Genomic DNA, 12,610 nt, shown 5'->3' with positions numbered 1-12,610 from the left:
GTCTATTAGGTGGTGTTTATCAAGTTTCTGGTGGTAAAGGCACTTATGGCGCTAGCAAAGTAGATCCAAGCGCTGCTCCTGCTCCAGTAGAGTCTACAATGACAGGCTTCCAATCTACCGCCTTAAGTAGCAAAAATAAAACATTACCATTGGGTCAAGGTCAACTGGTAGACGCGATTGGTTATGTGGAAATCAGAGATGATAAATCGGCATGGACAGAAACGAACGTTAAGGATGGTTCTAATGTCCCAATAGACAATCGCAAAGGCAACAATTTCAATAGCTTTAGTAAAGGCAAAGTACTTGCTGATATGGTTAAGCCAGACACGGTCCTTAAACCAATAGAGGTGTCTTTGACCAATGCAACTGGCGCAGTCACAGTTGATGTAGGGAGAGGTAACCTCAATCCAAGTTATCAATACAGCGCTGTTTATGAGAACTTTGACAATCAAATGCAGATTGGTCATGTATATGGCAATCTTAACTCATCGTTTGCAGGCGATGTCTCACGTGCAGCCAATGTATATGTACAAGGCTACTTAACCTCGCAAGCAGGTATGGACAGTCTGAAAGGTGTTAATGATGGTAAGGCTCAATATACAGGCAGTGCGACTTATATTGAAAATATCCATTTAGCGGATAATGCTTCGACAGCCCCAGTTAATGGTACTTCTGCTTTCAACGTTGATTTTGTCAATGGCTCAGTTGATGGCACATTATCATTTACTGGTACGGACTATAAATATATGCCTGCTGGCAATCAGATCAAAATTGATGCAGATATTGCGGGCAATACTTTTGTGGGTAATAAAAATGGCATCGATACCGCAGGTGGTTTCTATGGTGAAGGTGCGAAGTTCTTAGGCGGTATTTATCAAGATGTATCTGATCAAGGTGGAAAAGGAACTGCAGCTGGTACGGGGACTAAATTCCAAGGAACGTTCGGTGCGGCAAAGCAATAAGATAATATGACTGTATGATACAAAAGAGAAAGCGTCCTAGGGCGCTTTTTTGCTCGATTAAAACATCAAAATCCCTTAGGATGATTAAAGTTGGAAAAGTGTTTGGAAAGTTAATGATCGTACTTAGGTAAGGATACCCATGAATAATCAATATATACGCAAACCGCTCACCGCTTCTGTTTTACTATCGATGATGGCGATCTCTCTACCCGTTATGGCAGCACCAGAATTACCAGAAATAAAACCCGATCTTGATCAAGCTGCGGAGTTGCTTAGACGCGAAAATCAGACTTCTGTGTCAGATCCTACTGCACCCTCTACCGCTATATCAGATTCTGAAGCACAAGATGCTATTAGAAGTCGTCAGCAACTTGCCAAGCAACGGCTTATAATCTAGAAGCGCTAAAAGCCAATCCAGCAGCGTTTAGCAAGTATTTAAATGATGCATTGTCTGCACAAGATATGGTAACGGTTAAAGAGTTATTGCCGCATTACAAAGCGTTAAAAACCAATGATCCAATGCTGATCAAATTCGCTGATGCGCTCATATATCGCAGTGAAGCCAAAAACAAACAAGCCATTGCCATTTATCGTGACATGCTTGCAACTGATCCAGACTTTCATCCGGTACGTTTGAATATGGCCATTGCCATGCAAGCAGACAAGCAGTATGTGGCGGCAAAGGAGCAGTTTCTAAAATTGCAGGCAGTTGAGTTACCAGCACCCGTCATGGCTAGGGTGCAAAACTCATTGGCGCAGATCAATAGTTCAGAAAAATGGCAATTCAATGCCTCTGCCAGTTATGTAAGAGAGAATAATATTAATGACGCGCCATCGTCATCTATTCAATCTGACTTAGGGCGCTCGATTGAGCAAAAATCAGCCAATGGCCTTCAGGTGTCTGCTAGCGCGAATAAACGCTTTAACTTACCGAATAATTTCTATGCTACAGTGGGTGGTAATGCATCCCTAAAAGGATATTGGGATGAGCCTGACTATAACGATTATCTATTCACTGCCTCTACGGGAGTCGGCTACGATGATGCCAAAAACGACGTTTCTTTGACCCCATTTATCACCAAGCGTTATTATGATGAAGCGCCCTATAGTTTGCGTAAAGGCGCAACTGTCAGCGGCTCACGCTGGGTTAAGCCCAAGCTAAAACTGTCAGCGACTGGTATTTTGTCCAAAGAAACTTTTGAAGATGATAGCAATGCAAATCGCGAAACAGATGGCAGATTCCTTGGTTTAAATGCTTTTTATATTAAGGATGCCAAAGAATACTTTTATGGGGGTGTAGGTAATTATCGAAACGATGTACCCAAATCGAGTATTATTAGCTATGATCGTAATTCTGTAAATGCTGGTTGGGGTCGTGAATGGAGGCGTGGACTCTCCACATTAGCAACAGTAGGTTATGGTATCAAGGACTATGACGATCCTGCAGATGCTTATCCAGCAGGAAGTGGAGCATGGAAAGGCTATTATAATGCGGTAGGCGGCGTGCCGGGCTCAACCAGAGAAGACAAATCCACTTCATTAGGTTTGCAAGTCTGGAAACGTGACTTTACCTTGTATGGTTTGACACCGCGTTTGGTCTTTGATTATGAAACAACTTCAAGTAACTTTGCTTACTATGATGATCGGGATGAAAAGTCTGCAACGGTGTTATTAACAAAGACCTTTTGACGTAACCTATTTGACGCTTTGAGCCAGTAATAAAAACTCGCCAATGATGGCGAGGTTTTTTATAGTGATAATTATATCGATAAGCTTATTTATTTAAATTGAGTTCCATTTCTTTAAATTTCGCAGTAACAGAGGCTTTTGGACCGCCTGTCATGATACTTACCGCAAAAATGGCGATTGTACTTAAGATAAAGCCTGGAACGATAGCATATAACCAGCTATTGAGTGCCATGCCGTTCATCTGGAAAGGACCATAAATCCATAGAATAACCGTCAATGCACCGACCACCATACCAGCAACTGCACCATTACGGTTCATACCGCGCCAGATTAGGCTGAAAATAACCAACGGTCCAAATGCTGCACCAAACCCTGCCCAAGCGTTAGAAACCAAATTCAATACTGAGCTTTCTGGATTAGACGCCAGTAAAATGGCAACAACGGCGACAATGATTACGGAAATGCGGCCGACCAATACTTGACGCGCCTCAGGTGCATCTTGATCAAAAAACAACTTATAGACATCTTTAGTCAATGAGCTTGATACTACCAATAGCTGTGATGAGATGGTACTCATAATCGCAGCTAAAATTGCAGCTAATAAGAAGCCTGAAACCAATGGATGGAATAAAAACTGCGTAAATACTAAAAAGATGGTTTCAGGATCATCTAAAGTCATCGCTGTCTTTTGCACATACGCACGACCAGCAAAACCTGTCATCAGTGCCCCGATAAGGCTGACAATCATCCAGCTCATACCGATGTTACGGGCAGTAGGAACATCTTTGACTGAGCGAATGGCCATAAAACGTACAATGATATGTGGCTGACCAAAATAACCTAAACCCCATGCCATCAATGACACAATGCCAAGGATACTCATCCCATTAGTAATGTTAAGCAAGCTTGGATCAATATTTCTAACCGCTTGTGTGGTGGCTGAAATACCACCCAGATCAGTGAAAGCGACGACAGGAACAATGACCATCGCAAACAGCATGATGATACCCTGTACAAAGTCAGTCATCGAAACGGCTAAGAAACCACCGAATAACGTATAAGCAACGACAACGCCAGCGGTGACCCATAGACCAGTGCTATAAGAAAGATTTAGTGAGCTTTCGAAGAGTTTACCACCGCCTACTAGGCTTGCAGCAGTATAAACCGTGAAGAATAAAATGATAACCACGGCTGAGATAACACGCAGCATGTGCGACTTATCTTCAAAGCGGTTGGCGAAATAATCGGGTAGAGTGATGGCATTGTCAGCCACTTCGGTATAAACGCGAAGGCGAGGTGCCACGATAAGGTAGTTTAAAAATGCACCAAGTGTCAAACCAAGTGCGATCCATATACTCACGACACCGTCAGCATACATATAGCCGGGCAAGCCAAGTAGTAACCAACCTGACATATCTGATGCACCTGCCGATAGTGCAGTGACTGCGGGACCTAAACTGCGTCCTCCTAACATATAGCCTTCAGTATCATTGGCTTGCTTAAAGTAAGCGTAAATGCCAATACCAATCATCACTAAAAAATAGGCGCCAAGTGATACCAGCACGCCACTAGAAACTCCGTTCATATAAATTGTCCTTAACCAACATGGTTGGCGGTAATTATTTTAACTATAAAGATTAAGTGTTATAGGACGATGTCCCAAACAATATCTAAAGACGAAAAAAGCCATTAAGTAGGACATAATGGCTTTTATTCAATATCTGCTGTTAGTTTTATATGATTGATGCTGTTCTAGGGCTAATACGAATTCGCAGTGCTTAGAGATCAATAAGAATGCCATATTACATCGACTGCTCGCATTTGCGACTCATTTATCAGTATTGGCCACCTATATAACCAATCATTTAAAACCATTAAACCTACTGTTAACCATCATATATTACTCGAAGTGTTCAATATATGACTATCAGTGTTCTTATAGTAAATTTTTGTTATAAAAACAACGTCAAGCGTATTATAACGCATGAGGGTTGTAAATGCGAATAGCGTGCTTTTTAGATTCCATAGCACGCTCTAATCCTCATTTAGCGAGAGTCTTATTCAATAGGCGCTAACAAGTCTAACAAAGCAGTAACGCTGCTAGATTGCGTCAATTTCGGATTGATAACCACACCCAAATAGCGTTGTAACTCTATATTGTCTGCCATATCGATACGTTCTAAATCTTGACTAATCATGGTTTGCGGTAATACAGACCATCCCAGACCAACAGAAACCAGCATGCGAATAGACTCAAGAGGATTGGTGCTCATCGTGGCATAGGGTTTCAGATTGTGCTTAGCGAATTCAGCCAAGGTAATTTGACTGGTAAAAGTGTTAGCAGACGGTAAAATAGCAGGATAGCGCGCCAATTGCTCTAGTGTCACATTAGATTTGGTCGCTAAAGGCGATAGCGTACCTGTCATAAAGTAAAGAGGGTCTGACCATAGCGTATGATAGGTCAAGCGCTTATCATAAACGGGCGGCAGTGTTAAAAATGCTAATGATAAATCGCCATCGAGTACGGCTTTGTGCGCTTTTTCTGAATCAACAAAATGTACTTCTAGTTGTACGGCAGGATAAGCTTGGATAAAATGCTTAAGTACAGGCGCTAAATGGTGCAAGCCAATATGATGACTGGTGCCGATCACTAATTTACCAGATACGATATGCTGAGAGTGTTGCAGATTAATCTTAAAATTCTCATAATCTTCTAGCCACCGCTTGGCATGCGGCAGCATTTCATTGGCTGCTTGGGTTGGTACAATGCCGCGTCCCACCGTATCAAACAAAGTAATGTTGAATTCATCTTCCAAATTTTTGATGCGTTTACTGACGGCAGGCTGTGTGATAAACAGTTTTTCTGCGGCACCTGAGATGCTGCCAGTGTGCATAACGGTAACGAATGTCGTCAAGTTTGTGGTGTTCAAACGGATGTCCTTAGCTACTTTGCGAGCTATAAATAAAAGTTGGCTGACCCAATCACAATGTATTAGAAATAAAAGTTTGCGTCTGGGCAAAAATCATCAATTATTATTATAGGATTAGCCTGCTATAATCACAAGACATCGAGACGTATTGTGACATATTTATTCTATTAAATTGACTATTCGCAGCTCATCGCACGTTTTAAGCGCTGATAATGGTCATCAATGTAAAATCACCAATATAAAAATATCGATTTTGATACAAGCGCCGCTGACGATGCCGCTGATAATAAAGTATCGCGACGTATAAAATTCAAAGAAAATTTTTACCATAGACTATAGTCGAGTCAACTTAAAAGTAGTACAAGGCAACCGAGTGTAGATGTATATTTAATGCTTCAAGCGAGGTTAACGCAGCAATACTTTTATAGTGGAATGACTATAAGCAAGTAAAAAACCAGTAATTAGCAACCAATAAAGGATAGCAACATGGCCGGTCAAACGTTATATGACAAACTTTGGAATGCTCACGAAGTCACCAAGCGTGACGATGGTTCGAGCCTGATTTATATCGACCGCCATCTGTTGCATGAAGTGACCAGTCCGCAAGCATTTGAAGGCTTGGAGCTGGCCAATAGAGCACCGTGGCGCCTGTCGGCTAACATCGCCAGTCCTGACCATAACGTACCCACAGTCACTAAAGAGCGTTTAGAAGGCGTGCTTGGTATCAAGGACAAGGTATCACGCTTGCAGGTAGTGACATTGGATGAAAATTGCGCCAAATTTGATATCGCTGAGTTTACGATTAATGATGCTCGTCAAGGCATTTTACACGTCGTTGGCCCTGAGCAAGGTTTGGTGTTACCGGGTATGACGGTTGTTTGTGGTGATTCGCATACTGCTACTCATGGCGCGCTGGGCTGCTTAGCGCACGGTATCGGCACATCAGAGGTTGAGCATGTATTGGCAACTCAGTGCTTGATTCAGAAAAAATCAAAAAATATGCAAATTCGTGTCACTGGTAAGCTTGGTGCTGGCGTGACCTCAAAAGACGTGGTATTGGCTATTATCGCCAAAATTGGCACGGCTGGCGGGACAGGCCATGCTATCGAATTTGCTGGGCAAGTATTTGAAGACATGAGTATGGAAGGTCGCATGACCGTTTGTAACATGGCGATCGAAGCGGGTGCTCGCGTGGGTATGGTTGCGGTCGATGACACAACCATCGAGTACGTCAAAGGTCGTCCTTATGCGCCAACCTCTGAGCAATGGGCGCAAGCGGAATCTTACTGGCGTACCTTATATTCAGATGATGACGCTGTATTTGATACTGTTGTTGAGTTGGATGGTAGCAAGATTGCGCCGCAGGTTTCTTGGGGCACCTCACCTGAAATGGTGGTTGATATTACTCAATCGGTACCAACGCCTGACCAAGCACTTGATGAAGCGCAAGAAGAGGGCTGGTTACGCGCTTACACCTATATGGGTTTAGACGCTGGGCAAAAAATTACGGATATCCAGCTTGATCGCATTTTTATTGGTTCATGTACCAACTCGCGTATCGAAGATTTGCGTGATGCCGCCGCAGTCATTAAAGGTCGTAAAGTCGCGGACAATATCAAAGAAGCCATCGTTGTGGCAGGTTCTGGGCAAGTGAAATTGCAGGCTGAAGCAGAAGGCTTAGATGCCTTGTTTACTGAGGCGGGTTTTGAGTGGCGTGAGCGGGTTGTTCGATGTGTCTTGCCATGAATGCTGATAAGCTTGAGCCACAAGAGCATTGTGCTTCAACGTCTAACCGTAACTTTGAAGGTCGTCAGGGCAATGGTGGTCGTACGCATTTGGTCAGCCCAGCAATGGCAGCAGCAGCAGCATTGGCCGGTCACTTTGTCGATGTGCGGACGTTTTAGCTTTGCATTTCTATAGAGCATAAAAATGAAAATGCTGTTTGTTTTATTTTGTTTATTGGGTAGCTCTCAGCTAGCGATGGCTCGTGATTACTGTAATGGAAGATTTGCCTATTGTGTCGATGTGCCAAATCAATTGACATGGTTGCCTGAGGCAGATAATGGTGATGGTCGTCATTTTAAGTTACCCAATTCTAATGCCACTATTTTGGTCTTTGGGAGTAATACACCAACTGTTTTCTTTTATACAGATAGTGATTATCTAAAAGAGAAGCAGCATCGATATAAAACAGGCATGACAGTTACTTACGAGCTGTTAAAAGATAAAACCTATACAGCAAGCGGCTATAGAAAAGACGGTCAAGTTTTCTATCATGTTATTAAAGTTAAGGATGGTCAGGAAGCAGTATTACATCTGAACTATCCTGAAAGTGAAAAAACTAAAATGACCAGTATTGTTAAACAAATGGCACGCTCTTTTAAGATTCATTAGACCGCCAAAAAAATTTACGTTAGTAATCGATATTTTAAGGAAAACTCATGCAAGCTTATAACACTCAAACGGGTATCGTTTGCCCATTAGATCGCGCAAACGTCGATACCGATCAAATTATTGCAAAACAGTTTTTAAAGTCTATTAAACGCACAGGATTTGGCGTCAATTTGTTTGATGATTGGCGTTATCTTGACGAAGGATATCCGGGGCAAGACAATAGCACACGCGTTATCAATCCAGAATTTGTGCTAAATAAGCCGCGTTATCAAGCGCGACTATTTTGCTGGCACGCCGCAACTTTGGCTGTGGCTCGAGCCGTGAGCATGCGCCTTGGGCGTTGTCTGAATATGGCTTTCGTACGGTAATCGCGCCAAGCTTTGCAGATATTTTTTATAACAATTGCTTTAAAAATGGCATGCTACCAATTGTCTTGGACGAGGCAATTGTAGATACATTAATGAAAGACACGCTTGCTAATGAAGGCTATGAGCTAAGCGCAGATCTTGAACGCCAAGTCGTCGTCACCTCAACAGGTGAAGAATATGCATTTGACGTAGATGCGTTTCGCAAACACTGCTTGTTAAATGGCCTTGATGATATTGGTTTAACTTTGCAGCAAAGCGATGCCATTAAAGATTATGAGCATAAGATGATGCAAAAAACACCATGGATATTTAACGATGTACGAGCATAAATCATGAATCTGCAAGCCATTACTTATAAAACTGCTGAACAGTAATAATGTAGCGTTGAGTTATGGCGGTGAACTGGCTAAAATGAAGGGTAGTTTTTTTACGATATTTTATTATTTCTCTCATAAATAGTAGCCGCCATTATGAATAAAAAACGTTATGTTTTATGGACAAGTACGGTTGTTGCCGCAAGCTTATTGTTGTCAGGCTGTCAGCTATTGACTGGGTATCAGAAAATAGATGAGGCAGAAAACGCTAAAGCATGGGCAGGTAAGATTCAACCGATTGCGGGTGAAGTCAATATTGCCTGTATAGGAACTTATCATTGTGAAATTGCACGGATAGATAAGACACGAGTGATAGGGGCTGATACGCATGAGCCTATCAATCCTGCCATGCTAGTCGCGATGAAAGATATGAGTGCAAAAGGCAAAAGTCATATCAGCAGTCATACCAACAATAAGCATCCACAAACATCAATGCATGCAAACATAGATATGATACCACTCGCTCATAAAAATGAGATTAAAATTGTACCTTTGTCTGCCTCAGGCATGCCGGGTCTAACCAATTATTATGCGCGGGTAAAACCTGCAAAACGCGAAGTACAGGTGAATTTCTATCCAGAAAACAATCTGGGCTATGTTGAGCGTTTTACTTTAATTCACGATTTTATTGAGGCGGACACTTATCAATTACGGGCTTATCAGAAAAAGTCTAACGATAATTCTGGTAGTTTATTAGACACCGCTTCACCGCAGCCGCTATGTGTTGATCTGTATCAAGGCAACACTGTACAGCGCCGATTTTGTAAAGAGCTGTCTGCTGAGCATCAAGGAGAGTTTGTAGAAACTCGTATCGTAAAAGCATTGCCTGCATCATCGAAAGTAAAAGCCAAAGCTTAAAGCCTATTTGAGTTTCAAAAATAGTAAATTGACCACGATTTTTTTGTGCTATTGAAGGCACTAAAAATCGTTTTTAGGAAAATATCGTAAATTTGTATTATTAAGGCGTGTCCTCAATTCAATCGACTATCCTCTAAATGAGTTAGAAATGGCTAAATTTTGCCAAACATTGTTAAATAGCGTATCAATATCTCGATATTATTTGCGCTACTTTCCTTGTTTGACGGCAATTTATCTCATTTTTATCACCATTTTTAAAATGAGGACATGCCCTAACATAAATAAAAAACTACCTACCCACAAGGATTAGTATGGCAACGATTTTAACATTAGCGGGCGATGGTATCGGTCCCGAAATCATGACTCAAGCCATTGACGTACTGAATGCGGTCAATAAGAAATTTGCGTTAGATTTGACACTTGAATCTGGATTGATTGGCGGTGTGGCCATTGACGCAACGGGTGAGCCTTTGCCAGATGAGACGCTAGACCGTGCCCGTGCAGCAGATGCGGTATTGTTAGGAGCGGTCGGTGGCCTAAGTGGGATGGTATTGAACGCAGCAAGCGCCCTGAACGTGGTTTACTTAAAATACGTGGTGAGCTTGGTTTGTTCGCTAATCTACGTGTGGCAAAGCTTTACCCGCAGTTGGTCAATGCGTCTAGTATCAAACCTGAGATTATTTCAGGCTTGGATTTGCTTATCGTTCGTGAGTTGACTGGTGGTATCTATTTTGGTGAGCCACGTGGAATCCGCACACTAGAGAATGGTGAACAGCAAGGCTACAACACCATGGTCTATAGCACAAGCGAGATTCAGCGTATCGGCAAAGTTGCTTTTGAATTGGCAAAAACGCGTGCGCAAGCAGCAGACACAGCAGCTAAAGTTTGCTCAGTGGACAAGGCAAACGTATTAGAAGTCACCGAGCTGTGGAAGCAAACGATGACCCAAATGCAGCAAGCAGATTATAGCGACGTGGCGTTATCGCACATGTATGCTGACAATGCTTGTATGCAATTGATCAAGAATCCTAAGCAGTTTGATGTCATGGTGACAGGCAATATGTTCGGTGATATCTTGTCTGATGAGGCTGCTATGCTCACTGGATCTATCGGTATGCTGCCATCAGCCAGTCTTGATGAAGCAGGCAAAGGGATGTATGAGCCGTGTCATGGTTCAGCGCCTGATATTGCTGGGCAGGACAAAGCCAACCCATTGGCGACTATTTTATCGGTTGCGATGATGCTGCGTTATACCTTTAAGCAAGAAGCAGCGGCACAAGCGATTGAGCAAGCAGTGAGTGATGTCCTTGATGATGGTTTGCGTACGCTGGATATCTTGGACAGTAGTGAAGCTGGATTGAAGCAAGTAGGGTGCCAAGAGATGGGGCAAGCAGTATTGGCTAAATTACTCTAATCCCACTATAGTGATATAGATTGAATTTTCCCCTGTTTTATTTCGATAGGGAAAAATTCTCATCTTTATCGTTTATCGTCGTTCTAAACCCATAGTTTGCTCAGCAAATTATGGGTTTTTTTATGTTCATTTTAATCACTTTCCAGCGGTAACACACTAAACCAGATAGTTGTAAAAAAGTACTTGTTTTAACACAGACACCGCAGGACAAGGGCTTTATTAACATAAAGCTGTTATATGCTCACAAGGTAATATGACATTATTAACAGCCTACAAACCACTAGAATCTCAGACTTTCACGTTAGAAGAGAGATGATGAAAAGGTGTTTGAGCAAAGTTGGTTATGAAGGCGTTACAACTCAAAATAACAAGCCTTGATGACAACATAACAAAATAAAAATTATTATTTTTATAAAAAATTAGGAGCATGAGGTGTATCAATTAAAAAAATCAGCACGGCAGTAGCGATGATTGGTTTTTCTACGGCAGTTTTCATGGGGCAAAGCGTTGCAGCACCACTGGATAGTGTAAATGCTAACAATCAAGCACCGACCAATAACGATGAAGCCAGTATTAGCAAAAATAATGTTAATAAGGCGAATACTGCTGAAGAGGTCAGCCCTGTGACCAATGGCATTAACCAAAAGTCAGCAGGTGATAGCAAAACCGCAAATGCTTCGAACAAATTTTTACCTACCATCAAGTATACGACAAACAATTTATCAATTGCTGCGCAAAAGGTGAATGATGCCACTTGGAAAGAGGGTATGAATATCGACCGTATCATCGGTACTAAATTGCAAGCCTTATTAAATTGGCATCATAATGGTGTGGGTCCTGTTGATGGTTATTGGGGCAAAAATACCCGCAAGGCCATGCAAGCGTTTCAACAAGCAAATGGTTTGGCAGTCACTGACACGCTAAACAATGAAACATGGCAAGCACTGACAAAGATTGAAAAACTCACGGTGCAGCCAGTGCTAGTCAGTTATCAGATAACTGATGCGGATGTTAATATTAAAATGACAGAAATACCAGCTGGTGCTGAAGCCAAATCCAAACTTGAGGGATTGTATTACGAGAGCATCACAGAAGGGCTAGCAGAAAAATTCCATATTAGTGAAAGCTATCTTAAAGCGTTAAACCCTAAGGCTAGCTTTACGGCGGGTGAAACCATCACAGTTTATAATCCTGGCAACCCAAATACCAAGCCTGTCAGTCGAGTCGTTGCTGATAAAGCCACTGAAACGCTATATGCCTATGATGATAAAAACAACTTAGTTGCCAGCTATCCAACCACAGTAGGTAGTACGGCAACACCGTCACCAACAGGGACACATACGGTAGAGGTGAAGGTACATGAGCCTAATTATACTTATACTGCTAAAGACGGTAGCAAATCTATTCTTCCACCTGGCCCTAATAATCCAGTGGGCTCGGTATGGATTGGGCTTAGTAAGCCTTCTTATGGTATTCATGGCTCACCAGATCCTGACCGTATCAGCCGTCAAGCCTCAGCGGGTTGTATACGCCTGACAAATTGGGATGCACTTGCTTTGCTGGGGGTGATTCAAAACGGTGCGACTGTTGAGTTTAAATAGTGCCTCACTATTTCTTAACC

General features: G+C 42.3%; 8 protein-coding genes and 3 pseudogenes. 9 read left to right on the top strand and 2 right to left on the bottom strand.

Annotation, left to right across the window (positions count from 1 at the left end; all coding sequences use genetic code 11):
* Positions 1–98: 98 nt before the first annotated feature.
* The 3 genes from TT12_RS11985 to TT12_RS11980 all read left to right on the top strand — a co-directional run bounded on the left by TT12_RS11985 (position 99) and on the right by TT12_RS11980 (position 2,651).
* The gene (locus TT12_RS11985; RefSeq protein ID WP_045455172.1) at positions 99–962 is read left to right on the top strand and encodes a transferrin-binding protein-like solute binding protein; all 864 of its coding nucleotides are present in this window, start codon (positions 99–101) and stop codon (positions 960–962) included.
* Between the two features lie 139 nt (positions 963–1,101).
* Positions 1,102–1,359 (top strand): hypothetical protein, encoded by a 258-nt coding sequence (locus tag TT12_RS17655; protein WP_243443663.1) that lies wholly within the window; start codon positions 1,102–1,104, stop codon positions 1,357–1,359.
* 50 nt (positions 1,360–1,409) lie between these two features.
* Positions 1,410–2,651: a porin family protein gene (locus tag TT12_RS11980; RefSeq protein WP_243443662.1), complete on the top strand. Its 1,242-nt coding sequence runs from the start codon at positions 1,410–1,412 to the stop codon at positions 2,649–2,651.
* 85 nt (positions 2,652–2,736) lie between these two features.
* Here the strand turns inward: TT12_RS11980 and putP are convergent, their stop codons facing one another.
* Together putP and TT12_RS11970 are read right to left on the bottom strand one after the other, a co-directional pair.
* Positions 2,737–4,236, bottom strand: a complete 1,500-nt coding sequence (gene putP / locus TT12_RS11975) for a sodium/proline symporter PutP (RefSeq protein ID WP_045446819.1) — start codon at positions 4,234–4,236, stop codon at positions 2,737–2,739.
* 472 nt (positions 4,237–4,708) lie between these two features.
* Positions 4,709–5,581 (bottom strand): LysR family transcriptional regulator, encoded by an 873-nt coding sequence (locus TT12_RS11970; protein WP_045446822.1) that lies wholly within the window; start codon positions 5,579–5,581, stop codon positions 4,709–4,711.
* Positions 5,582–6,067: 486 nt separating this feature from the next.
* Here TT12_RS11970 and leuC point away from each other — a divergent pair.
* From leuC to TT12_RS11940, 6 genes and pseudogenes are all read left to right on the top strand, one after another.
* Positions 6,068–7,485, top strand: a pseudogene (gene leuC / locus TT12_RS11965) (3-isopropylmalate dehydratase large subunit).
* A gap of 25 nt (positions 7,486–7,510) precedes the next feature.
* Complete coding sequence (locus tag TT12_RS11960) at positions 7,511–7,975, top strand: hypothetical protein (protein ID WP_045455168.1); 465 nt, start codon at positions 7,511–7,513, stop codon at positions 7,973–7,975.
* A 47-nt stretch (positions 7,976–8,022) separates the two neighbouring features.
* Positions 8,023–8,672, top strand: a pseudogene (gene leuD, locus TT12_RS11955) (3-isopropylmalate dehydratase small subunit).
* A gap of 141 nt (positions 8,673–8,813) precedes the next feature.
* Entirely contained in the window at positions 8,814–9,575 is a 762-nt protein-coding gene (locus tag TT12_RS11950; RefSeq protein WP_045455165.1) for a hypothetical protein, read from the top strand.
* 311 nt (positions 9,576–9,886) lie between these two features.
* A pseudogene (gene leuB / locus TT12_RS11945) lies at positions 9,887–10,989 on the top strand (3-isopropylmalate dehydrogenase).
* Between the two features lie 467 nt (positions 10,990–11,456).
* Complete coding sequence (locus TT12_RS11940; protein WP_045455162.1) at positions 11,457–12,590, top strand: L,D-transpeptidase family protein; 1,134 nt, start codon at positions 11,457–11,459, stop codon at positions 12,588–12,590.
* Positions 12,591–12,610 lie beyond the last annotated feature (20 nt).

This window comes from Psychrobacter sp. JCM 18903 (assembly GCF_000586475.1).
Classification (GTDB): domain Bacteria; phylum Pseudomonadota; class Gammaproteobacteria; order Pseudomonadales; family Moraxellaceae; genus Psychrobacter.
Note: the sequence above shows the minus strand (reverse complement) of the source record. Positions and strands in the feature narration are given on the sequence as shown.

Bases quoted from the DNA above. Each gene is read 5' to 3' on its own strand.
- TT12_RS11985 (WP_045455172.1), top strand. From the start codon at position 99: ATGACAGGCTTCCAATCTACCGCCTTAAGTAGCAAAAATAAAACATTA.
- TT12_RS17655 (WP_243443663.1), top strand. From the start codon at position 1,102: ATGAATAATCAATATATACGCAAACCGCTCACCGCTTCTGTTTTACTA.
- putP (WP_045446819.1), bottom strand. From the start codon at position 4,236: ATGAACGGAGTTTCTAGTGGCGTGCTGGTATCACTTGGCGCCTATTTT.
- TT12_RS11960 (WP_045455168.1), top strand. From the start codon at position 7,511: ATGAAAATGCTGTTTGTTTTATTTTGTTTATTGGGTAGCTCTCAGCTA.
- TT12_RS11950 (WP_045455165.1), top strand. From the start codon at position 8,814: ATGAATAAAAAACGTTATGTTTTATGGACAAGTACGGTTGTTGCCGCA.
- TT12_RS11940 (WP_045455162.1), top strand. From the start codon at position 11,457: ATGATTGGTTTTTCTACGGCAGTTTTCATGGGGCAAAGCGTTGCAGCA.